We start from the raw sequence: 23,675 nt of genomic DNA on the forward strand, positions 1-23,675 counted from the left end.
CGAGCTCGGTGTGTGCGACGGGGGTCCGAGGGGGGCTCAACTGTGCTGTCGGTGTTTATAGTTGCCATGTCCATGGCATTGTTCTGGATGGCGGCGTTCACGCTCTGGTGGCAGATGCATGCCTGGCGTACGCCCGAGACGCTGGCCTCGACCAGCTTCGACCGGCCCGACAGCGAGGTCGGGCTCTCCTTCTCGCTGCTGCTGCCCGCCCGGCATGAACAGGCGGTGCTGGAGCACACCATCGAGCGGCTGCTGGAGTCCACGCACACCCGCTACGAGATCATCGTGATCATCGGGCACGACGACCCGGAGACCGCCGAGGTCGCCGAGCGCGCCGCGCTCAGGGACCCGCTGCGGGTACGGGTGATCACCGACACCCATGAGAAGAAGAACAAGCCCAAGGCCCTCAACACCGCGCTGCCGCACTGCCGCGGCGATGTCGTCGGGGTCTTCGACGCGGAGGACCAGGTCCACCCGGAGCTGCTCAGCCATGTCGACCACGCCTTCACCAGCACCGGCGCCGATGTCGTCCAGGGCGGGGTCCAGCTGATCAACTTCCACTCCAGCTGGTACAGCCTGCGCAACTGCCTGGAGTACTTCTTCTGGTTCCGCAGCAGGCTCCACCTCCACGCGGAGAAAGGGTTCATCCCGCTCGGCGGCAACACCGTCTTCGTCCGCACCGACGTCATCCGGGAGGCGGGCGGCTGGGACGCGAACTGCCTCGCCGAGGACTGCGACCTCGGGGTGCGGCTCTCGTCCACCGGCAAGAAGGTCGTCGTCGCCTACGACAGCGACATGGTCACCAAGGAAGAGACCCCGGACAGCCTCATGAGCCTGCTGAAGCAGCGCACCCGCTGGAACCAGGGGTTTCTCCAGGTCTACCGGAAGAAGGACTGGCGCCGGCTGCCCAGCAGACGGCAGCGGCTGCTCGCCCGCTACACCCTGATGACCCCCTTCCTCCAGGCGTATTCCGGGGTGGTCATCCCCGTCAACATCGCCATCGCGCTCTTCGCGGACGTCCCGGTGGGCGTCGCCATCATGACCTTCCTGCCGCTGATCACGGCCATGGTCACCTTTGTCTTCGAGGTCGTCGGACTCCATGACTTCGGACAGCAGTACGGGCTGCGGGTCCGGTTCACGCACTATCTCAAGCTCATCGTGGGCGGGCCCTTCTACCAGGTGCTCCTCGCCGGGGCCGCCGTGCGCGCGGTCTGGCGGGAGCAGCGCGGGCGCAATGAGTGGGAACTCACCAGCCATGTCGGCGCGCACCTCACCGAGACCCGAGAGGCGGCCCACCGGTGACGACCACCCTGCCCACGCCGGAGGACACGACACCCGAGCGGTCCACGGGCCAGGCCACCACGACGGAGCGGACCGCGGCGGAGCGGGCCGCCGGGGACGGGTCCCCGGAGCTCCCGCCGGTGATACCGGAGCGCCGCGCCCCCGCACCGGCCCCCGCGGGCGGCGCCCGGGAATCCCGGGGATCAGCGGAGTCCGGGGAACCGGAGGAGATACCCGACGGGGTCCGGGTACGGCTGCTGCCCCGCCCCGTCGTCCGCTTCCGCGCCTCCCGCCCCGATCTGCTGCTCTGCCTGGTCCTGCTCGCGGTGATCCTGCTCGTCCAGGGCTGGAACATCACCCGCTTCCCCGCCCTCAGCGACGACGAGGGCACCTATCTCGCCCAGGCGTGGGCGGTCCAGGAGGGCCGGGGGCTCGCCCACTACACCTACTGGTACGACCATCCGCCGCTGGGCTGGATCCAGATCGCCGGACTCACCTATCTGCCCTCGGTCATCGCCCCCGAGTCGATGACCGTGGCCCCGATGCGCTCCGTCATGCTGCTGGTCGGCGCGGCCTGCGCGGTGCTGCTCTATGTCCTGGCCCGGCGGCTCTTCCTGCCCCGCTGGTCCGCGGCGCTCGCCATGCTGCTCTTCGGGCTCTCCCCGCTCTCCGTCGTCCTCCAGCGCGAGATCTTCCTCGACAACCTGGCGGTGATGTGGATACTGCTGGCGTTCTGCCTGGCGGCGTCGCCCAACCGCCATCTGTGGCACCACTTCGCCGCGGGGCTGGTGAGCGCGGTGGCGGTGCTCACCAAGGAGACCATGCTCGTGGTGCTGCCCGCGCTGCTGGTGACCATGTGGACGCACAGCCACCGTGACACCCGGAAGTTCGCGGTGACCGGCGCGATCACCGCGTGCGTGCTGATCGGTCTGTCGTATCCGCTGTACGCGCTGCTCAACCATGAGCTGTTCCCCGGCCCCGGCCATGTGTCGCTCATCGACGGCATCATGTACCAGATGGGCCGTGAGGGTTCCGGCTTCATCCTCGACCCGGGCTCGGGCTCGTACGACGTCCTCCAGTCCTGGCTCTACTACGACCGGGTGCTGCCGATCGGCGGGGTCGCCGGCGGGGTGCTGCTGCTCTGTGTCCAGCGCTGGTCGGTCACGGCGCGCGCCCTCGCCGGGCCCGCGTGCGCGGTGGCGATCCTGACCCTGGTGGCGATGCGTCCCTCGGGCTATCTCCCCGCGATGTACGTCATCCAGGGGCTGCCCTTCCTGGCGCTGGTCCTCGCGGGTGCCGCGGCGAGCGTGGTGCACGCCCTGCTGCACCGGCGGCTCCCGGCGGACCGGGACCCCGCCGCGGAGGCGGGCGCCGGGCAGCGGGCCCCGGCCGCGCCGGAGCCGGTGCGCCGGGCCCCCGCCGGGTGGCGGGAGCGGCTCACCCCGCGCCGCTGCCTGGTCGCCCTGCTCGCCGTCGCCGGGGTGGGGCTCATCGTCCCGCGCTGGGTCGACGGCAACCGGGACGCCCTCACCCTCGATGCCAACGCGTCCTATCGGGCGGCCGCCGCCTGGATGGAGCGGGAGGTGCCCGACCCGGCGTCGACCCGGGTGCTCGTGGACGACGCGCTCTGGCTGGACCTGGTGCACGACGGCTTCGCACCCGGCACCGGCGCGATCTGGTTCTACAAGGCCGACCTCGACCCGGCGGTCACCGAGACCATGCCCCGGGGCTGGCGGGACGTCGACTATGTGGTGTCCTCGCCGACGGTCCGCAGGGACGCCGTCGATCTGCCCAATGTCAGGGCGGCGCTCCAGAACTCCCGTCCCGTCGCCGTCTTCGGCGAGGGACCGGACCGGATCGAGATCCGCCAGGTCCAGGATTCCCCCGATGGAGGAGAGCGATGACCACGCCCCGTACCGACTCCGGCGCGCTCGGCGACCCGGAGCTCGGCGGCGGTGACCAGCCGGACGCCGACCCGCTCGGTGCCGCCCAGCTCGTCGAGCCGGGGGCGGTCACCCTCGTCGTCCCGACCTTCAACGAGTCCGAGAACGTCGGGGAGTTGCTGCGCCGCCTCACCGAGTCCGTGCCCGCCCGGCTGCCCTGCGAGGTGGTGTTCGTCGACGACTCGACGGACACCACCCCGGACGTGATCCGCGACGCCGCCCAGGACTGCCCCTTCCCGGTGACGGTGCTGCACCGGGAGGAGCCCGTCGGAGGGCTCGGCGGAGCGGTGGTCGAGGGGCTGCGCGGCGCGGGCTCGGACTGGATCGTCGTCATGGACGCCGACCTCCAGCACCCGCCCGCGCTCGTGCCCGAGCTGGTCGCCGAGGGCGAGCGGACCGGCGCCGATCTCGTGGTCGCCAGCCGCTATGTGCGCGGCGGCAGCCGGGCGGGGCTCGCGGGCGGCTACCGCGTCGCGGTCTCGCGGGCGGCGACCTGGCTGGCCAAGGCGCTCTTCCCGCGGCGGCTGCACGGCGTCAGCGACCCGATGAGCGGCTTCTTCGCGATCCGCCGCAGCGCCGTCGCGGGCGCGGTGTCGAACGGCGCGCTCCAGCCGCTCGGCTACAAGATCCTGCTGGAGCTGGCGGTGCGCTGCCGCCCCCGGGCGGTCACCGAGGTGCCGTTCGCCTTCCAGGAGCGGTACGCGGGTCACTCCAAGTCGACGGCGCGGGAGGGGCGGCGCTTCCTGCGGCACCTCACCGAGCTGCGGACCGCCTCGCCCCTGGCCCGGATGGTGGGCTTCGGGCTGATCGGCCTCACCGGCTTTCTGCCGAATCTGCTCGCGCTGTACGCGCTGACCTCGGCGGGCATGCACTATCTGCCCGCCGAGATCGTCGCCAACCAGTTCGGTGTGGCGTGGAACTTCCTCCTGATCGAGGTGCTGCTCTTCCGCGGCCGCCGGGCGCACCGCCACTGGGCGGACCGGGTGGGGCGGTTCGCCCTGCTCGCCAACGCCGATCTGATCCTGCGGATACCGCTGATCGCGCTGCTGGTGGGGACGGCGGGGATGACGGTGCTGCCCGCGACGGCGCTGGCGCTGCTGCTCACCTTCGTCCTGCGGTTCACGGCGACGGAGGCGCTGGTCTATCTGCCGCGGCCGGGGCGCGGTGCCGCCCGGGGCCGTACCCGGGCCTGACCGCCACAGCGCCCCCGGCCCTCCGGCGCCCCTGCCCCACCCTGCGACTCGAACACACGAACGAAAGGAGAACGCCTTGCCCTCAGCCATACGCCGGTCCCGATCCGCCGCGCTGCTGGCTGTCGCGAGCATGACCGCGGCACTGCTCGTCACCGCCCCCTCCCCCGCTTCCGCCGGGCCGAACCTGATCCGCAACCCGGGCTTCGAGACCCCCGGCGGCCCGGGGAACGACACCATGCCCGACTGCTGGAAGAAGTCGGGCTGGGGCGACAACGACGTCACCTTCGAGACCGTCCCGGACGCGCGCTCCGGCTCCGCCGCCATGAAGGTCTCCCTCACCCGGCGGGTCAGCGGCGACCGCAAGGCGCTGATCACCGAGACCCCCGCCTGCGCGCCCACGGTGGCGCCGGACCGGCAGTACGACCTGTCCCTCTGGTACAAGAGCACCACGCCCGATGTGTCGGTCACCCTCTTCCGCCGGGACTCCGTCACCGGGGCCTGGCAGTACTGGACCGACCTCAGGACCCTGCCGATCAGCGCGGACTACACGCGCGCGGAGGTGCGCACCCCCGTCGTGCCGCCGAACACGGACCGGATCAGCTGGGGTGTCTCCGTCCACGGCCAGGGCTCGGTCACCACGGACGACTACGTCATGGAGGAGGTGACCGTACCCGCGCCCGACCCGGAGTGCACCGGCACCCCCACGGAGTGCCTGAAGGGCCGCTGGGACGTCCTGCCGACGAAGAACCCGGTGCGCTCCATGCACTCGGTGGTCCTGCACAACGGCAAAGTGCTGGTCATCGCGGGCTCCGGCAACGACGAGTCGATGTTCGCGGCGGGGACCTTCACCTCGGCGGTCTACGACCCGGGGCCGGGCACCTGGAAGCAGATCCCCACCCCGGTCGACATGTTCTGCGCCGGTCATGTCCAGCTCCAGGACGGCAAGGTCCTGGTGATGAGCGGGAACAAGGGCTATCCGACGCCCGACGGCCGACTCGGCTACCAGGGCCTGAAGGACTCCTACCTCTTCGACCCGGACACCGAGCGCTACATCAAGACCAATGACATGAGCGACGGCCACTGGTACCCGTCCGCCACGATCCTCGGCAACGGCGATGTCATCACCTTCGGCGGTCTGAAGCAGGACTCGACCGGCAATGTGACGGCCGAGCGCTGGTCCGCCGCGCAGAACCGCTGGCTGCCCACCGGTCAGGTCAACCAGACCTGGTCGTTCTGGGGTCTGTACCCGTCGATGATCCTGATGCAGGACGGGCGGCTCTTCTACTCCGGCAGCCATGTCTTCGGCAACGGCACCCCCGGCACGGGCGCCTCGATCTACGACTACGACCGCAACACGATCACCGATGTGCCCGGCCTCCAGAACAAGGACCAGCGCGACGAGTCGGCGAGTGTGCTGCTGCCGCCCGCGCAGGACCAGCGGGTACTGACGATCGGCGGCGGCAACAACGAGAGCAACCCGATCGCCAACCGCCTCACCGACATCATCGACCTCAAGGAACCCAACCCGGCCTACCGTCCCGGGCCGCTGCTGCCGCAGGGCGAGGTGGAGCAGGGCGGGGTCCGGCGTCCGCAGACCGGCGCCGAGGGGAAGATGTACGTCTCGGCCGTGCTGCTGCCCGACGGGAAGGTCTTCGAGACCGGGGGCGCCCTGCACGACCGGGCCGACCCGGTGTTCGAGGCGTCGTTCTTCGACCCGGTGACCAACACCTACACCCCGGACCTGGCGAAGGACCCGGTCCCGCGCGGCTACCACTCCTCGTCGTTCCTGCTGCCCGACGGCCGGGTGATGTCGGTCGGCGACAACCCCGGCAACAACACGTACAACCACAATGTGTCGGTCTACACGCCGCCGTACCTGCTCAAGGGGGCGCGGCCGGAGATCACCTCCGTCCCCGACGACCGCTGGAACTACGGGGATGTCCAGCGCATCACCGTCAACCGTCCCATCGCCAAGGCGGAGTTGATCCGTCCGGCGGCGGTCACGCACTCCTCGGACCCGAACCAGCGGTTCGTCGATCTGCCGCTGACCGTCGACGGCAACACCATCGACCTCAATGTGACCAGCAACCCCCATCTGGCCCCGCCCGGCTGGTACATGCTCTTCGCCGTCGACGCGAACGGCATCCCGTCGGTCGCCCGCTGGGTGCATCTGGGACCGCAGACCCCCGGGGCCTCCCGGCACGCGTCCCACACCCCGTCGGCGCATGTCCACGACTTCGCCGACGCGTTGGCCAAGCCCGCCAAGAAGCCGCTGAAGAAGCGGGACTCGGCCCCGGTGAGCCCGTCGGTCACGGGCTGCGAGCGGGCCTACGGCGCGGCGGGGGTCTGTGTGCCGACCGCCTTCCCGAAGACGGTCGCCCCGACGGCCGAGGCGCGCTGCGACTGGCTCGCGGACCGGAAGTACGGGCGGCTGAAGGTCAACGGCGGCCGTGACCCGCTGCGGCTGGACCGCGACCGGGACGGGACCGCCTGCGGAAAGGGGGATCTGCGGCGCGGCTGAACCCCCGGCCCGGGGGCACCCCGCCCCCGGGCCGTGTGGCGGCGGACGCCCCCGGCCGGACTCCCCTCCCTGGGTCCGGCCGGGGGCTTCCCCGTACGGCGGTCCCGGCCGCCCCGGGGGGCAGCGCTCCCAGCGGTCTCAGTGGGCTCAGCGGCGGATGGGGCACTGGGCCCTGGTCAGCGGACGGGCGTCCCCCGCCTCCCTGGCGCACAGCGTCCTCGACAGGGCCGACCCGTCGGCGGCGCCCCGTACCTCGTTCAGCACGATGCTGTGGCCCTGGCGGTCGGCGTAGGGCCGGGCCCCGGTGAAGTCGATGGTGCCGGTGGCCATGTTCCACAGCCGGACCGTGCGCAGGTTCACCCAGGTCGCGGCGCGGCTCTGCACTTCGCCGCCCCGGCTCGCGGCCCGGTGCAGCGCCTGGGTGGCGTCGTGCGCGAGGGCGGCGTGGCCGCTCGCGAGGGCGGGGTTCGCGGGCGTGACGGGCGCCGCCATGCCGAGCGGCCCCAGATACCGTGTGGCGTTGCGGTAGAAGAGCGTGGAGCGTTCGGGCACCAGCGCGGCCAGAGCCACATGGTAGAGCGTGACGCCGGAGGTCACGCCCTCCCCGTCGACGGAGAACGTGGCCTTGGAGAGATCGTCACCGGTGAGGACCGAGATCGCCCGGCGGGCGCACCCCTCCTCCATGTTGAGCCGGGTCATCAGCGGGGGCACGTCCTCCACCCGGCCCGCGTAGTAGATCACCGACGGGACCCGGGGGCCGCGGCAGAACTGCTCGGCGTGCGCCTCCAGCGCGGGGCGGCCCGCCTTGAGGGCATAGCGGCGCTGCGGCAGCAGCGTGTACCCGTTCTCCTCCAGCATCCGCTGGGCGTACCGGGCCTGTTCGTCCGTGTAGAGGTCGTCCGTCCGCTGGGTGTCGCGGGCGAGGACGAGCGCGTACTGCCGCTTCCCCGGGGTGCGGAGCTGCCCGGCGACCAGGCCCAGCAGTTCGACCTGCCACTCGTCGGTGGCGGCGAGACTGAACCAGTTGGCGAACTCGCGCGGGAGGTAGGTGGCGGAGTTGGCGCCGGAGACGACGGGCAGTTCGGCGTCGCGGAGCCTGCGGGTCGTCTCCCGGCTGGACCGCAGATCGCGGCCCGCCCCGATGACGCCCACGACGGTCGGATCGGTCCGCGCGTACCGGGCGACGGCGGCGGCCGTCCTCGTCTGGTGCCGCATGTCCTCACCGCCGTTGGCGATCAGTACCCGGAGCTGCACGGTGGTGTTCTCATTGATGGCGCGCTGGGCGAGATGGACCCCGGCCAGCTCCTCCAGGCCCTGCACCGGGGGAGAGTGCGTGGAGTGCTCACGGGTGGCGGCGCTGAGGGGGCCCACGTAGACCACGGTGACATGGTTGCCGGGGTGCTCGGCGAGCACCCGCGCGTTCTCGGTACGGACGCTCTCCTCCAGGTCGCGCAGGCTCCAGGGCACCTGGTCCCGGCGCGGGACGCCCTCGGGCAGCCAGTCGGCGAACCGCACCGCTCCGGTGGCGACGCCGACGCACTCGACGGGGCCCGGGGCCGTCCGCGCGCGCTCGGTGTACTCGTTCGCCGTCAGCAGGGAGGAGGAGCAGTACCGTTCGTCCAGTTCGGCGGAGCGCAGCCAGACACCGCCGGCCAGCAGGACGAGCACCAGGGCGAGACTGTGCAGCGACCACAGTATCCGGGCGGCGGTGGGGCGGTTCGCGGCCCTGACGCAGTGCCGCCGTCCGTCGGCGGGCGGCACCAGCCGGTCCCCCGGCAGGGGCACCTTGATCACCCAGGGGAGTTCGGACAGGGCGCGGCTGGGCGACTGCCCGGCCCGCAGATTGCGGCCCCACTCCTGGTACCAGGTCCACGGGGCCGTACCGGGCGCGGAGACCACGCCGCGCAGGAGCCGCCCGACGTCCTCGACCCGGACCGAGGCGATGATCAGCAGCGGGTCCAGCTCGCTGCGGCGGCTGCGGACATCGCTGACCGCCTTGATCAGCGCTATGCCGCCGTTCTCGGCGCTCGCCCGCGGCAGGACGAGCACGGGCGGCCGGGGCCGCTTGAAGCCCCTCAGGTCCCAGCTCCACCAGCGGTGGTTGTCGCGCAGATCCTCGCAGAGGGCGAGGACGTAGAGCTGGAGCTGGAAGTCCTCCTCCGTCTTCAGCGCCTCCGCCACATCGTGGGCGCGGGCCGCGATGGCCTGCCGGGAGCGGAAGGGGCGCAGCAGGGAGACCTCCGTCGGGCGGCCCGGCGAGGCCGCCCGCAGAAAGGTCGTGCCCATGAACCAGCGGCTCTCCCGGCGCAGCCACAGGAAGAGCGGGGTCCGGCCGGGGAGCACCAGGTCGAGGAGGAGGAAGAGCAGCAGGAAGCCGATGCCGGAGGCGAGCCCGATGGTCCAGTCGCCGCGGGCGAGGAGCGCGGCGACCACGGCGGCGACCACGGCGACCAGACCGGCGGGGAGGATGTGCGCCATGTTCGACAGGGGCAGCCGGGCGGTCCACCCGGGGGCGTCCTTCGGCCGCCAGCGCCGGCGGGCGAGGTTGCCGAGCAGGCTGCGCCCGGGGTCGGTCCGGGCGCCCGCGGCGTCCCCCCTGGGCGGTCGGGGCCAGTCGGCGTGGAGGTCGTCGACGGCGTCCTCGATGGCCTGTACCAGCCGCAGCCGGGGGAAGGAGTAGCGCCGGTAGAGGGCGCGCCGCCCGTCCCAGCGCTTGGGGTTGCCGAGGTCGCGGACGAGTGCGGCGGCCCTGCGGACCTCTCCGTCGCCCGCCTGGACATCGGGGGCCATGGCGCAGCGGGACCCGTGCATGTCGTGTCCCGTGTACAACTCCTCCACCAGGGCGACGGCCCGCTCGTCGTCGGCGGCGTCCTCGGCGTGGAGGACGACGACCGGCATGGGGGGCCTGCTGCCCCGGAAGTCCCGGACGAGCTGCTCCAGCCTGCGCTGGACGTCGACTCCCGCGCCCGTGGACATGCCGTGCCGCCCTTCCGGGCACTGTCTCAGCTCACGGTTCTCGTTGCTCACGTCCGCCCCCGTTCCGTGTCCGCCGCCTCTTGAGCCGGATGACGACGCTAGCGGGCGGTGGCGGCAGGGGTCGCGGTCTCGGACAAGGTCCACTCTCCATCTGTACTACGGCAGATGACGGACGGGTGGGCGTACAACTGTCCGATACAGCCGCCGGGAGCTGGGCCGCAGGGTCCGGATCGGCTCCGGAACGGGGTCTGCGATGATCGGGCGGAACGGGAGGGGAGCGCCGGGTTCCGGCCATGGCCGTCGCTGCCGGTGCCGGCCTCCCCGCGCGTTGCGGCATCCGCGTCCCTGTCCGTTCCGCGCTCCGCGTTCCGTATCCGTTGCCCGTTGCCCGTTGCCCGTTGTCTGTTTCGGCATCGGCATCGGCATCGGCATCCATATCCGCATCCGAGGAGTCCACCGGTCCATGGCCCAGCACCCGCCCGTACTGTTCACCGCCGTCCGCACCGAGGACGGGCGCCTGCGCGATCTCCTGGTCGAGGACGGCCGGATCGCCGCGTACGACCCGCCGGAGCCGCCCGCCGGAGCGAGCACCGTGGACGCCCGGGGCGCCCTCGCGCTGCCGTCGCCCGTCGACGCGCACATCCACCCCGACAAGACGACCTGGGGCGGCCCCTGGCTGAGCCGTGAACCCGCGCACTCGCTGCGCGATCTCATCGAGGGCGACGTCCGGGCGCGGTCCCGGATTCCCGCGCCGGTCGCGGAGCGGGCCGGGGCCCTCATGGACCAGGCGGTCGCCCGGGGCACCCGCGCCTGGCGGGCCCATGTGGACGTCGCTCCGGTGCACGGCCTCTCGGGCGTCCACGGGGTGCGCGCGGCGGCCGACGCCCGCGCGGAGCTGCTCGACGTCCAGATCGTCGCCTTCCCCCAGCTCGGCCTCGTCAGCAGGCCCGGCACCGCCGAACTGCTCGACCGGGCCCTGTCCGAGGGCGCCGACATCCTCGGCGGGCTCGACCCGCTGGGTGTCGACGGGGACCTCGACGGCCCGTTGGACTTCCTCTTCGAGACGGCGCTGCGCCGCGCGGTGCCCCTCGACATCCATCTGCACGACGGCGGGCCCGCCGGGCTGCGCCAGGTGGCGGAGATCGCCCGCCGTACGGTCGCGGCGGGGCTGTCGGGTCAGGTCACCCTCAGCCATGTCTTCTGTCTGGCCGAGCTGGCGGGCGCCGAGCTGGAACGTACGGCGGATCTGCTGGCCGGGGCGGGGATCGCGCTGACGACCTGCGCGCTCGGCGCGGACCCGGTCCTGCCGACCGGGGCGCTCACCCGGCGGGGGGTGCTGGTGGCGGCGGGCTCCGACGGGGTCCGTGACGCCTGGAGTCCCTTCGGCGACGCGGACATGATCCACCGGGCCCATCTGCTGGCGTACCGCACGGACGCCCGGACCGACGCCGAACTCGACGCCTGCTACCACGTCGTGGCGCACGGCGGGGCGGCGCTGCTCGGCCTGCCCGCGTCGCGGCTCGCGGTGGGCGACCCCGCCGACTTCGTGCTGCTGTCCGCCGGGTCGCTGCCCGAGGCGGTGGTCGACCGGCCGCTGCCCCGGCTGGTGGTCCGCGCGGGCCGGGTCGTCGCCCGCGACGGACGGCTGGTCTGAGACGACGGCGGCCTCCGGGCGCGCACACGCGGGCCCCCGGACGCCGGTGGGCGGCCGGGGGCCTGTGGGACGGTGCCCCGAACGGGCGGGGCGGCGGGAATCAGGCGCGGCGGGCTGCCGCCGCGCCCGGGATCTCCCTGGTCACTTCTTCGGCTGCTGCTTCTCCTGCTGCTCCTTGCGCTTCTCCTTGATGCGCACCGTCTCCTTGCGCACCTCGGCCTGGGTGGCGCGCTCGCGCACCAGCCACTCCGGGGCATCCTGCCGCAGGGCCTCGATCTGCTCGGTGGTGAGCGGGTCGGTGATCCCGCCGCGCGCGAGACCCGAGATGGAGATCCCGAGCCGGGCGGCGACCACCGGACGCGGGTGCGGCCCGTCACGGCGCAGATCGCGCAGCCACGCGGGCGGGTCGGCCTGGAGCGCGTTCAGCTCGTCGCGGGAAACGACCCCCTCCTGGAACTCCGCGGGGGTGGCTTCGAGGTACACACCCAGCTTCTTCGCCGCCGTGGCGGGCTTCATGGTCTGGGCGCTCTGGTGCGACGTCATGAGGTCAAGGATATCGAGTGCGGCCGGTGGCTCTGACCACGCACGGTAATCTGGCCTTGTGACAGCCTCGGAGACAGCCCCCGCCTCCCCCGTGTTCCGGCTCGCCTACGTTCCGGGTGTGACCCCCGCCAAGTGGGTGAGGATCTGGCGCGAGCGGCTGCCGGACGTCCCCCTGGAGCTGGTCCAGGTCACGGTCGCGGCGGCGCCCGCGCTGCTGCGCGAGGGCGGCGCGGACGCGGGTCTGGTGCGGCTGCCGGTGGACCGCACGGTGTTCAGCGCGATCCCGCTCTACACGGAGGCCACCGTGGTGATCGTGCCGAAGGACCATGCGATGGCGGCGGTGGACGAGGTGTCCCTGGCGGACCTCGCGGACGACATCGTGCTGCACCCGCTCGACGACTCCCTCGGCTGGGAGACCCCGCCGGGACGGCCCGCGATCGAGCGCCCGGCGACGACGGCGGACGCCGTGGAGCTGGTGGCGGCGGGCATCGGACTGCTGGTGGTCCCCCAGTCGCTGGCCCGGCTGCACCACCGCAAGGACCTGACCTACCGGCCCATCGTGGACGCCCCGCAGTCCTCCGTGGCCCTGTCCTGGCCGCAGGAGGCCACCACCGACCGGGTCGAGGACTTCATCGGGATCGTGCGCGGCCGGACGGTCAACAGCACCCGGGGGCGCCGTCCCGAGGAGGCACAGGAGAAAGCGGCCCGGAAGCCCGCGAAGCCCGCCGCGGGCGGCCGGAGCCCGAAGGGCGGGGGCACCGCGAGGACCGCGCAGCGGCGGTCCGGCCCGGGCGGCGGCGCCAAGGGCTCCCGAGGCGCCTCCGGCCGCGGCGGCGGTGGCCGCGGCAAGCCCCGCCGGGGCTAGCTCCGGCTCAGGGAACGGGACTGGTCGGGGCACCTCCCGCCCGAGGCGAAGCACCGCGCGGTGAACACCTTCCGGCGGGACGGAGTGCCGTGACACGGCGGACAAGCCCGGCGGGACCCGGCCCTCCACCCCGGGAACCGACCGGGCCGGATCACCGAGCGGGCCCAAGCCGGGGACGCCCCCGCCCGCGGAGAATCACCGCGCGGTGGACACCTTCCGGCGAAGGCACCGCCCACACCGTCGAACCCGGGCGACCTACCGTGGCACGGCGCACAAGCCCGGCGGGACCCGCCCCCCACCCCGGGAACCCAGCGGGCCCAAGCCGGGGACACCCCCGCCCGGGGAGAATCACCGCCCGGTGGGCACCTGCCGACGAGGGCACCCGCCATGCCGTCGGGCCCCGGGCGACCTACCGTGCCACGGCACACAAGCCCGGCGGGACACCGCAGACACGGCCTGGCTCCCGCCCCTGGCGGAAGCACCGCGCGGTGGGGCACCCGCGCGTGCGCAGGGGGATGGCGGCCGACGACAGTACGGGAGCGCCTCCCCCCTGTGTCGTCGGCCGGGCCCGGCGAGATCCGGCGGACAGTCCCAGGGCGGGCCCGGCCGTCGCGTCCGGGGTCGTTCCTCGTCGTTCCCCGTCGTTCCCCGTCGTTCCCCGTCGTTCCCCGTCGTTCCCCGTCGTTCCGTCGTTCCGTCGTTCCCCCAGGGGCGCACCACCGGGTCGGCGGGCCCGTGCGCCGGCGGCCGATGCCGCAGGGGCGAGTTCGGCGAAGCCCCGCCGGTGGGCAGCGGGGCGTGGAATGATCCTGCGGGCACGGACCGACCGAGCGGCGGTGGGAGAGCGCGATGTGCCGCACGCCGTACGACAGCGGCTGAGGGTGTATGCGCTACTACCTGTATCTTTCCGGCGCCAAACTGGACATGCTGTACGGGCAGATCCCGGCGGGGCTGCTGCGGCGGCTCGCGGTCGAGGCGAAGCTCGATCTGAAGGTCGTCAGCCTCGCGGTGCAGTCGCCGCGCGCGGAGCTGAGCGTGTACGACCGGCTGGGGCTCGTCGAGTCGTATCTGGAACGCGAGTCCGAGGTGAGCTGGATCACCGATCCCTCGTCCTGGTTCCGGGGCGATCTGGACCTCCAGATCGCCGGGTACGGCCGCGCCGAGGGCCCGGTGTTCATGACGGGTCGCGAGGGCGACACGGTGGTGGCGCTGATCGGCTCGGCCCACCATCTGGTGGGGCAGCGGCCCGTGCCCGAGTCGATCCCGGTGAGTCACTCCGCGCTCCCGTCGCTCTTCCGGCTGCTGCCCGACCGGCACGGGGAGGGCCCGGCGTACGGAGGTCCCGGGGAGGCCGAGAGTCTGGCGCAGGTCGTCGCCTTCGGCCGCGGGCTCAAGGAGCCCCCCGTCTACTGCGAGTTCCTGGCCCGGCGGCTGCTGCGGTCCACCGTCCGCGGGGACGACGGGCGGGAGCTGGAGATCGTCATCGGTACGCCCCTGTATGTGGCGCAGGGCGAGGACGAGGACCGGGGGCGCTGAGTGGCCCCCGGCGCCGACATCGCCCGGCTGCGGGTGGACGGTGACGCGGCGGGGCTGTACCGGGCGGTGGACAGCGACGACTCCGCGACCGCGTACGGCGCCGTGGCGCTGCTCGGCGATCTCGCGGCCGGTGACGCGGCGGCCGTCGGTCTCCTGCTGGAGATCGTCCGGCGGCCGGATGTCTTCCGGATCGGGCTGCGGCTGCGGGCCGCGTCCGCGCTCGGGGAGCTGCGGGAGCCCCGCGCGGTCCCCGCGCTCCTGGCGATGCTGTCACCGCCGGAACGGGGCACCGCCGAGGACGTCCGCCGCCGGAGGGCCGTCGTCGGCGCGCTGGCCAGGATCGGGACGCCGACGGTGGTCACCGAGCTGATACGCCGGGCGGCCGCGGGCATCGACTCCCCCTGGGTCCTGCCGCACGCGCTGACGCGGCTGCGGGCCCCGGAGGCGGTCCCCGCGCTGCTCTCCGCGCTGGACCGGCTGCCGCCGGGAGACCCTCCGGCGTGGGTACGCCTGGTCCGGGCGCTGGGCCGGCAGGGTGATCCGCGGGCCGGGGCCGCACTGCTGGGGCTGCTCGGGACGGAGCTTCCGGCGCCGGTGGTGCGCCGGGAGATCCTGAAGGCGCTGGACGGGCTCCCGGCGGCGTGCCTCTCCGGTCTGCTGGACCCCCGGGCCGCGGCCCTGCTCCGGCCCGATCTGCGGGACCCGTCCCCCCGTACGGGCCCGCTCGCGGCCGGGCTGCTGGCCAGGAGCCCGGCAGGCCGCGCCGAGCTGCGCGGGGCGCTGGAGGAGGCGGTGCGCGGGGGCCCGGGGGCGGGGCTTCCCGTCACGGTGGTGACGCGCTGTCTGACCGCGCGGGGCGGACGGCCGGAGCCGTGCGACGGGGACGGGGGCAGGGGCGGCGGGGACGCGGATCTCCTGGCCCGGCTGCTCCGGGACGCCCCGGCACCGCTCGTGCGCCGGCACGCCGCCGCCGCGCTGGCCGCCGTCGGCGGTGCGCGGGCGGTGGACGCGCTGACGGCCGCCCTCGGCGACGAACGGATCACCGAGGCCGTGGCGGAGATCGTCGCCCGGCTGCCGGACCCGCCCGTGGACCGGCTGCTCGCTCTGCTCACCGGGGACGGGGCCGCCGCCCGCCGGGGCGCCGCCGTGGCACTGGGGCGGCTGGGGTGCGCCGAGGCGGCCCCGGCGCTGCTCGCGGCGGTGGACGGGGTGGACCCGGCCGGGGTGCGGGCCGCCGTCGACGCGCTCGGGGCGCTGCGGTACCGTCCCGCCGTCCCGTATCTGGCCGTCCTGGCGGCGGACACCGGGGAGCCGGGCACGGTCCGGGCCCGGGCCGTGCGCGCCCTGGGGCTGATCGGTGCCGCCGGGGCGCTGCCGGTGGTCCTGGCGGCGGCGCGGGACCCCAGGGGCGTGGTGCGCGCCCGGGCGGCACAGGCGCTGGGCGCCTTCGCGGTGCCCGAAGCGGCCGAGGCCCTGGGCGCGCTCGCCGCCGGGGACGCCGATCCCGATGTCGCCCGCGCCGCCGCCCGCGCCCTGGGCCGGATCGGCGCCCCCGCCCTGCCCGTGCTGGGCGGGCTGGCGGCACGGCCCCGGCCGGACGGCGGCCCCCTCATGGACGACGTGGTCGACGCGCTCGCCGAATGCCCCGGCGGCGCGGCGGACGCCGTGCTGAACCGGCTGGTCACCGACCTGCCGCCCGGCCCGGCCCGGGTCCGCGCCACCGGTGCGCTGAGCGGACGGCGTGTGCCGGAGGCCGTGCCCGCGCTGGCGGCGCTCCTGCTCGACGACCGGGAGTACGCCGGTCACGCGGACGCCCTGCGGGGGCTGGCCGCGATCGGCGGGGAGCCGGCCACCGGGCATGTCCTGGCATACTGCCGGAGGTTCCCCGAACGCCTGGAGACGGCCCGCGGGGCCCTCGGTCTCCTCGCCCGGCGCGCCCCGGCGTCCTGACCCGCGCAGCTCCCGTTCCGTATCTCGGTCCTGGCCCGGTGCGGCCGGGCCCGTCAGGCCGGGGGACGGTTCCTGACCGGCGCTTTCCGGCGGCGGCGCAGCACGGCGCGGGCCGTGGCGAGCACCGTCCGGCACCGCCTCCGCGCCGGGAGCTCCCCGGCGGCCGGGATCCCGGGCGGTCAGGACGTCAACAGGTCAGCGGTCAGGACGTCAACAGGTCAAGGGTCCGGTCCACATCGTCCCGCGTGGTGGAGAGGTGGAAGGAGCAGCGGAGCCGGCCGCCGCGGACGGAGGCGACGACCCCGTGTGCGGCGAGGCGTGCGGCGGTGCCGTCGGGGACGTCGAGGGAGACGATCGCGGAGTCGCCGGGCGGCAGGCCGAGGCCGGCGCGGAAGCGGTTGGCGAGGGCGAGGTCATGGGCGTGGACGCGGGGGACGCCGATGTCGTCGAGGAATTCCAGCGCGGGGGCCTGTCCCGCCCAGGAGGCCCACGCGGGCGGGGTGTCGAGCCGCCGGGCATCCGTGGCGAGGCGCAGCGGGGTGCCGTAGATGGAGCCCCAGACGTCCTTGCCCGCGTACCAGTTGGCGCCGACGGCGGGCACCTCCGCCAGTGCCTCCTCCGTCCCGGTGAGGAAGGCCGTGCCCCGGGGGCCGAGGAGCCATTTGTAGCCGCCGCAGACCAGCAGGTCGATCCGGTCGACGGGCAGCGGCAGCCAGCCCGCGGCCTGGGTGGCGTCCACCAGGACCCGGGCCCCGTGGGCCGCCGCCGCGTCGAGGATGCGGCCGAGCGGGGCGAGGGAGCCGTCGGCGGACTGGACGGCGGAGACGGCGACCAGGTCGGTGCCGTCCTCCACGGCGTCGGCGAGCCGGTCCAGGGGCACCGCGCGGGCGCTCACCCCGCGTTCGGCCGCCACGAGGAAGGGGAAGAGCAGCGAGGTGAAGTCGCCCTCCGCCAGCAGGACCCGGGTCCCGGGGCGCAGCCCGGCGGCGATCATGCCGACCGCGGGGGCGACCTGGGAGCCGATGGCGACCCGGTGCACGGGGACGCCGAGGAGGCGGGCGAAGGCGGCCCGGGAGCGGTCGACGGCCCGGTCCGTGGCGGCGAGGTCCAGCCGTCCGGCCGCGCGGTCGTGTTCGGCCGCCAGCGCCGCCCGGTGGGCGGTGGTCGGCGGCAGTCCGTAGGTGGCGGTGTCGAGGTAGTGGTTCGTGTGCGCGAAGCAGTGCGTGAACGACTCCATGGGGGCATCGTGCAGGACGGGCGGAGCGGCGGGCAATCCATGATCGGCACGGTTCGTCCCGCACTCAGGGGCGCGGCGCACCGCGTCCGATGCGGTGCAGCCGCAGCGCGAGCTGGATCTCCAGGGAGCGGGCCGGGGTGTTCCAGTCCCGGCCGAGGAGGTGGGCGACCCGGTCGAGACGCTGGACGACGGTGTTCACATGGACGTGCAGCGCCTCCTTGGCGCGGGCGAGACTGGCGCCCTCGCCGTAGTAGGCGTCGAGGGTGCGGACGAGTTCGGTGCCGCGGCGGCGGTCGTAGGCGAGGACGGGTCCGAGGACGCTGTCGACATAGCCGCCGACGTCGGTGCGGTCGCCGAGCAGCACACCGAGGAAGCCGAGTTCGCCGGGGCCCGCGCCGTCCCCGGTGCGGCCGAGGGCGTGCAGGGCGTCGAGGCAGCGCCGGGCCTCGGCGTGGCTGTCGGGGAGCCGGTCGGGGCCGGTGGCGGACCGTCCGGCGCCGACGGTGACGGGCGCGCCGACGGCGGCGGTGAGTTCCCCGGCCAGTTCCCGGGCGAGCGGGCCCGGTTCGGGCTCGGGGACGAGCAGCACCGGGCGGCCGTCGTGGGTGCCCGCGAGTCCGCCGAGGCGCCGGGCCCGGCGGGTGGTCTCGCCGGTGAGCCGGGCGCGCAGCGCCGTCTCGCAGTCGAGGACGAGGACCGCGTGGGGGCGGCCGAACAGGTCGACGCCGAGCCGGCGGGCGCGCAGGGCGAGGCTTCCGGCGTCCCGGTGGCCGTCGGGGCGTCCGGCCGGGGTGGTGAGCAGATCGTCGAGGAGTTCGCCGCGGACCCGGTCCTCGGCCTCGGCCACGGAGCGGCGCAGCAGCATCAGCAGGGCGGTGACGAGTCCCGCGCGTTCGAAGAGACGGCGGTCGGCGTCGGTGAGCGCGGGTCTGCCGACGAGGACGAGGCTGCCCAGCAGGGTGGAACCGGCGAGGACGGCGCAGATCCAGGTGGAGTCGGCGGGGACGGCCCGGCCGCCCGCGCGGGAGGCGTCGATGCCCTCGGGCGAGGGAGTGACGGGGTCGCAGCCGACCCGGGCGAGTTCGGCGCCGTCGGCGTCGTGGACGGCGAGCCCGCCGCCGAGCAGCACGGCGATCTCCTGGGCGACGTCGTCGATGCCGCCGCCGCGCAGGACCAGGTCGGTGAGCCGGTCGTGGGCGTCGGCGGCGCGGCGGAGGGCTTCGCTGTGGGCGCGGGCGCGTTCGTTGGCGGCGTTCAGTTCGACGAGCGCGGAACGGGTCTCCTCCAGGAGGCGGGCGCCGTCGATGGCGACGGCGGCGTGGTCGGCGAGGGAGGAGAGCAGGGCGATGGCGTCGGGGGTGAAGTCGCGCAGGGTGCGGTCGGCGGCGAACAGTACGCCGATGACCCGGGTGCCGACCCGCAGGGGCACCCCGAGGATGCCGCGCAGCCCTTCCTCGCGCACTCCTTCGTCGATGGCCCCGGTGTGCAGGAAGCGGTGGTCGTCGCGGTAGTCGGTGCTGGCGTAGGGGCGGGCGGTCTGGGCGACGAGCCCGCCGAGCCCTTCGCCCATGCCGAGGCGCAGTTGCTGGAAGGTGGCCGAGACGGAGCCGTCGGTGACGCGCATATAGGTGTCACCGGCGGCGGGGTCGTGGAGGGTGAGGTAGGCGAGGTCGGTGCCGAGGAGGGTGCGGGCCCGGTGGACGATGGCGCGGAGCACGGCGTCGAGGTCGCGCAGGGCCGCGAGGTCGCCCGCGGTGTCGAACAGGGCGGCGAGTTCGGCCTCCCGCCGCCGGTGCTGGGTGAGGGTCCGGTGGATGTCGTGGGCGACGCGGGTGGCCTCGTCCACGGCGGCCTGTTCCCGGGGGCCCGCTCCGGCCGCGCGCGCCCCGGCGGCCGGACGGCCGAGCCGTTCGCCGGGGGCGCCGGAGGCCAGCAGGTCCAGCAGTTCGCGCAGGGCGGCGGCGACGGTCGGTGGACCGGCGCCGGGGCGCCCGTTCCCGGACGGGTCGTCACCGGGCGCGCGGGGGGCGGGCGGTGCGGGGTCGGTGCGTTCCTTCACGGTGGCCATGGTGGCAGCCGTCGTCACCCCGGCGGCAGCCACCCCCCCCGGGTACGGCGGACCGGGAGCGGGGAGCCGGGCCCGTACCGGTGCCGCCGTACCGGGACGGGGCGGGACGGCGCGGGCTCACTTCGGGTCGGTTCCGGCGCCACGGGCCTCGCGTACGGGCCCGGCGGAGGCGTCCCCGGCCCCGGCCCGCGCGGGCACGGGCGCGGGCTCCGGTGCGGCGGGGCGGCTCAGATCGCGTCCCCGTGTCTCCCGCACCACGACGGTGGTGAGGGTCGTGACGATCGCGGCGGCGCTCAGATAGAGGGCGACGGGGCCCGCCGAGTCGTAGTCCTTCAGCAGTTCGACGGCGATGATGGGCGCCAGTGCCCCGGCGACGATGGTGGCGAGCTGGGAGCCCATCGAGGCGCCGGAGTAGCGGATCTCGGTGTCGAACATCTCGGAGATGAAGGCCGCCTGCGGCCCGAGCATGGCGCCGTGGAACAGCAGCCCCACCGTCACCGCCAGCGTGATCACCAGGAAGGACCCGGTGTCCACGAGGGTGAAGAAGGCGAACGCCCATCCGGCCATGCCGACCGATCCGATCAGGGTCACCGGTCTGCGGCCCCACCGGTCGGAGAGCGCCCCCCACAGCGGAATGGTGAGGAAGTGGAGGGCGGAAGCGATCAGTACGGCGTTGAGGGCGGTGCTCTTGGGCAGGTCGAGATGGTTGGTGACGTACACCAGGAGGAAGGAGGTGAGGATGTAGTAGGAGACGTTCTCGCCGAACCGGACGCCCATCGCGCCCAGCACCTCGCGCCGGTTGCGGCGGAACACCTCGACGACCGGCGCCTGGCGCTTGACGCCGCGCGCCGCCGCGGCCTCCGCCTTCGCCCGGGCCTCCAGGAAGACGGGGGACTCGGAGACCGAGACGCGAATCCAGAGCCCGATCGCCACGAGCACCCCGGAGAGCAGGAAGGGGACGCGCCAGCCCCAGGACTGGAAGGCCGCGTCGGACTGGACGGAGGCGAGCAGCGCCAGCACTCCGGTGGCGAGGAGGTTGCCGCAGGGGACTCCGGCCTGGGGCCAGGAGGCCCAGAAGCCGCGGTGCCGGTCGCCGCCGTGTTCGGAGACGATCAGCACGGCGCCGCCCCACTCGCCGCCGAGTGCGAAGCCCTGTACCAGCCGCAACACGGTGAGCAGGATCGGCGCGGCGACCCCGATGGAGTCGTAGGTGGGCAGCAGGCCCATCGCGAAGGTCGACCCGCCCATCAGCAGCAGGCTGAGCACCAGGAGTTTCTTGCGGCCGATCCGGTCGCCGTAGTGGCCGAAGACCAGACCGCCCAGCGGACGGGCGGCGAATCCGATGGCGTAGGTGACAAAGGCGATGAGGGTGCCCACCAGGGGGTCGTCGGTGGGGAAGAAGACGGTGTTGAAGACCAGCGCGGCGGCGGTGCCGTAGAGGAAGAAGTCGTACCACTCGATGGTGGCGCCGATCAGGCTGGCGCCGACGATGCGGGTGATACCGCCGGAGGTCTGGCGGCCGTCCGGCGCGGCGGTGGTACGGGCGTCGTCAGTCATGGGTCATCACCGGTTCCGGGTGCGGGGCGGAAGGGACACGGGAGCACGGAGCAGGGGCCGGGCACGGGCGCGGGCGCGGAACACAGGGGCCGGGCACGGGCGGGGAACGGGGGAGCGCGGAGCGGGCGGGAGCACGGGCGGGCGGACAGGCGGGAGAACGCGCGGACGCTGAAGCACGGAAGCGCCAAAAGAGCGGAATGGCAAGAGGGCGTGGCGGCTCAGGTGGCGGTCCAGCCGCCGTCGACCGGCAGTGAGGCACCGGTGACGGCCCCGGCGTGCTCGCCGCACAGCCAGACCACGAGCGCGGCCACCTCCTCGGCCGCGAGCAGCCGTTTGACGGGCGAACGGGCCAGCAGGACCCGGGAGACCACCGCGTCGGCGCCGATCCCGTGGACGGCGGCCTGATCCGCGATCTGCCGTTCGACCAGCGGGGTACGGACATACCCGGGGTTGACGCAGTTGCTGGTGACGCCGTGGGGCGCGCCCTCGACGGCGGCGGCCTTGCTCAGCCCCTCCAGCGCGTGCTTGGCCGTGACATAGGCGCTCTTGAAGGCGCTCGCCCGCAGCCCGTGGACGCTGGAGATGTTCACGACCCGGCCCCAGCCGCGCGCGTACATGTGCGGCAGGGTGCGGCGCAGCAGCAGGAACGGGGCGGTGACCATCACCTGCTGCATCCGGGCGAACAGCTCCGGCGGGAAGTCGACGAGGGGCGCCACATGCTGGAACCCGGCGTTGTTGACGAGGATGTCGACGGCGGTGGGGAGTGTGTCGATCGCGGCGGGATCGGCGAGGTCGACGGTGTGCGCCCGGCCGCCGGTCTCCTCGGCGACGGCCGCCGCGGACGCGGCGTCGAGGTCGGCCACGTGCACGGTGGCGCCCGCCGCCGCGAGGGCGACGGCGCAGGCCCGGCCGATGCCGCTGCCGCCGCCGGTCACCAGGGCGGTGCGGGAGCGCGGACCGGGGCCGGGGGCCACGGGCGGCGCCTGCGCGGACAGGAGGGGAGAGACGCTGGTCATGGCCGGAAACAGTAGGGTCGGCGACCGCGCACACCTAGGGGGAGGGACACCACAATGACGGTGCGCGGCATAGGGCTTCCCGCCATGAGCGCCCCGTTCCGGCGCGGCGGCGCGCCGCCGCCCCCGCTCCCCCGGGTCCGGCGGCGGCCCATCGGCGGCCGTACGGCCCTGACCAGGACATAAGCGCCCAATTTGGTAAAATGATGAGTGCTGCTTCGTGTGAGCGGCACGCCCTGCCGGGGCCCGGGGCCGAAGGGTGACGGACGAAGGACGAAGGATGAGCACCAGCGGCGGCGCACCGGCGCGGGAGCCGGCCGGGGCGGTGGCCGAGCGGCTGTTCCGGCTGGGCGAGCCCGCCGAGGAGCACCATCTGCGGCACTGGTGGAGCCTGCGGCTGAGCGCCGCGGGCGAGTCGCTGGCGGCCTGTCACCTCATCGGTTCACGGCCCGTGGTCCCGGACGTCCTCTGGCTGGAGTGCGCGGCCGAGGCGGCCACCCGGCTGCTCCCGGGGCCGGTCAGGGCCATGACCGGGGTGCGGTTCGAGCGCCCGCCGGAACCGGGCGCGAGCGGCGGGCCGCCGCCGCTGTGGATCGGCGCCCAGCCCCCGGTGCACCCGCCCGCCCGGGGCCCGGCGGCGGTACGGGTGGTCATCCGCGCCGACGCCCCGGAGCGGGAGCCCCCGGACCCGCCGGGTCCGCCGGTCGCCGAGGCCACCGTCCATATCGGGCCGCTCGCCCGCGCACCGGCCCCGCTCCGGCTGCCGAGGTGGCCCGCGCGGCCGAGCACCGACCCCTGTCAGCAGCCCGGCGGCCCCCTGCTGCTCAGCGGGCCCTTCACGGCCCTCACCCGTATCCAGCGCCACCCCTGGGGCGGCTCGGGGGAGTTCGTCCCCGGCCCCGGTGACCCGGCCGGTGCGACGGCGGGGTGCGCGCTGCCGCTGCTGGCGCTGGACTGCCTGCTGCGCATGCAGTGCCAGCCGCCGCTCGCCCGGGGCGATCTGCTGCCGGTGTACGTACCGCTGCGGCTGGCCGCCGTCGAGTTCTTCGCCCCGTACCCGGACTCCGCGCTCGCCCGGCTGCCGGTCGTCCTGCTGCACCGCCCGGCGCCCGCGCCGGACAGCGGGGTGCTCACCCTGCTCGACCCGGTGCGGCCGGTGCTGCGGCTCACCGTGGCGGCCAACCGCCTCCTGGGCCGTTACGACTCCCGTGCGGGGCGGTGGGAACGGCCGTCCGCACCCGGCGCCGGAGACGGGCACGGGCACGGAAAGGCCCCGCGCACCCGGCCCCTCCGGAGAGGGGACGGACGGGCGGGGCCCTGACCGGGCGCGCCGGCCGG

The 23,675-nt window shown here is 74.4% G+C and carries 15 protein-coding genes; 9 read left to right on the forward strand and 6 right to left on the reverse strand.

The window, feature by feature from the left end; all coding sequences use genetic code 11:
• The first annotated feature begins 72 nt into the window (after positions 1-72).
• The 4 genes from CRV15_RS00890 to CRV15_RS00905 all read left to right on the forward strand — a co-directional run bounded on the left by CRV15_RS00890 (position 73) and on the right by CRV15_RS00905 (position 6,938).
• Positions 73-1,302 (forward strand): glycosyltransferase, encoded by a 1,230-nt coding sequence (locus CRV15_RS00890; RefSeq protein ID WP_230864196.1) that lies wholly within the window; start codon positions 73-75, stop codon positions 1,300-1,302.
• Positions 1,299-3,185, forward strand: a complete 1,887-nt coding sequence (locus CRV15_RS00895) for an ArnT family glycosyltransferase (protein ID WP_003962717.1) — start codon at positions 1,299-1,301, stop codon at positions 3,183-3,185. The genes CRV15_RS00890 and CRV15_RS00895 overlap by 4 nt, the downstream gene beginning before the upstream one ends.
• Positions 3,182-4,417 carry a glycosyltransferase gene (locus tag CRV15_RS00900; protein ID WP_003962716.1) on the forward strand — a complete coding sequence of 412 codons (1,236 nt, stop codon included), beginning with the start codon at positions 3,182-3,184 and terminating at the stop codon, positions 4,415-4,417. The genes CRV15_RS00895 and CRV15_RS00900 overlap by 4 nt, the downstream gene beginning before the upstream one ends.
• Positions 4,418-4,547: 130 nt before the next feature.
• Positions 4,548-6,938 (forward strand): galactose oxidase early set domain-containing protein, encoded by a 2,391-nt coding sequence (locus CRV15_RS00905; RefSeq protein WP_003962715.1) that lies wholly within the window; start codon positions 4,548-4,550, stop codon positions 6,936-6,938.
• Positions 6,939-7,085: 147 nt separating this feature from the next.
• Here the strand turns inward: CRV15_RS00905 and CRV15_RS00910 are convergent, their stop codons facing one another.
• A complete protein-coding gene (locus tag CRV15_RS00910) occupies positions 7,086-9,914 on the reverse strand; it encodes an ABC transporter substrate-binding protein (RefSeq protein ID WP_003962714.1) in 2,829 nt (942 codons plus the stop codon).
• A gap of 463 nt (positions 9,915-10,377) precedes the next feature.
• Between CRV15_RS00910 and CRV15_RS00915 the strand changes: the two genes are divergently transcribed.
• Positions 10,378-11,568 carry an amidohydrolase gene (locus CRV15_RS00915; RefSeq protein WP_009998137.1) on the forward strand — a complete coding sequence of 397 codons (1,191 nt, stop codon included), beginning with the start codon at positions 10,378-10,380 and terminating at the stop codon, positions 11,566-11,568.
• A 141-nt stretch (positions 11,569-11,709) separates the two neighbouring features.
• On the opposite strand, the gene CRV15_RS00920 is transcribed toward CRV15_RS00915, so the two are convergent.
• Entirely contained in the window at positions 11,710-12,111 is a 402-nt protein-coding gene (locus CRV15_RS00920) for a DUF5997 family protein (RefSeq protein ID WP_003962712.1), read from the reverse strand.
• 58 nt (positions 12,112-12,169) lie between these two features.
• Between CRV15_RS00920 and CRV15_RS00925 the strand changes: the two genes are divergently transcribed.
• The 3 genes from CRV15_RS00925 (at position 12,170) to CRV15_RS37325 (ending at position 16,462) form a co-directional block, all read left to right on the forward strand.
• Positions 12,170-12,976 carry a LysR family substrate-binding domain-containing protein gene (locus CRV15_RS00925; protein WP_003962711.1) on the forward strand — a complete coding sequence of 269 codons (807 nt, stop codon included), beginning with the start codon at positions 12,170-12,172 and terminating at the stop codon, positions 12,974-12,976.
• Positions 12,977-13,861: 885 nt separating this feature from the next.
• Positions 13,862-14,512: a DUF7019 family protein gene (locus CRV15_RS00930; protein WP_003962710.1), complete on the forward strand. Its 651-nt coding sequence runs from the start codon at positions 13,862-13,864 to the stop codon at positions 14,510-14,512.
• Positions 14,513-16,462, forward strand: coding sequence for a HEAT repeat domain-containing protein (locus tag CRV15_RS37325; protein ID WP_003962709.1), 1,950 nt, complete (start codon positions 14,513-14,515; stop codon positions 16,460-16,462).
• A gap of 202 nt (positions 16,463-16,664) precedes the next feature.
• Here the strand turns inward: CRV15_RS37325 and CRV15_RS00940 are convergent, their stop codons facing one another.
• From CRV15_RS00940 to CRV15_RS00955, 4 genes are all read right to left on the reverse strand, one after another.
• Positions 16,665-17,699 carry an aminotransferase class V-fold PLP-dependent enzyme gene (locus CRV15_RS00940; protein ID WP_009998134.1) on the reverse strand — a complete coding sequence of 345 codons (1,035 nt, stop codon included), beginning with the start codon at positions 17,697-17,699 and terminating at the stop codon, positions 16,665-16,667.
• Between the two features lie 64 nt (positions 17,700-17,763).
• Positions 17,764-19,767 (reverse strand): helix-turn-helix domain-containing protein, encoded by a 2,004-nt coding sequence (locus CRV15_RS00945; RefSeq protein WP_003962706.1) that lies wholly within the window; start codon positions 19,765-19,767, stop codon positions 17,764-17,766.
• Between the two features lie 117 nt (positions 19,768-19,884).
• Positions 19,885-21,324: an MFS transporter gene (locus tag CRV15_RS00950; RefSeq protein ID WP_003962705.1), complete on the reverse strand. Its 1,440-nt coding sequence runs from the start codon at positions 21,322-21,324 to the stop codon at positions 19,885-19,887.
• 218 nt (positions 21,325-21,542) lie between these two features.
• The gene (locus CRV15_RS00955) at positions 21,543-22,340 is read right to left on the reverse strand and encodes a 3-hydroxybutyrate dehydrogenase (protein ID WP_003962704.1); all 798 of its coding nucleotides are present in this window, start codon (positions 22,338-22,340) and stop codon (positions 21,543-21,545) included.
• 277 nt (positions 22,341-22,617) lie between these two features.
• Here CRV15_RS00955 and CRV15_RS00960 point away from each other — a divergent pair, with 277 nt between their 5' ends.
• The gene (locus tag CRV15_RS00960) at positions 22,618-23,658 is read left to right on the forward strand and encodes a hypothetical protein (protein WP_003962703.1); all 1,041 of its coding nucleotides are present in this window, start codon (positions 22,618-22,620) and stop codon (positions 23,656-23,658) included.
• The last annotated feature ends 17 nt before the right edge of the window (positions 23,659-23,675 follow it).

Origin of the sequence: Streptomyces clavuligerus (genome assembly GCF_005519465.1) — a bacterium.
Lineage (GTDB): Bacteria > Actinomycetota > Actinomycetes > Streptomycetales > Streptomycetaceae > Streptomyces > Streptomyces clavuligerus.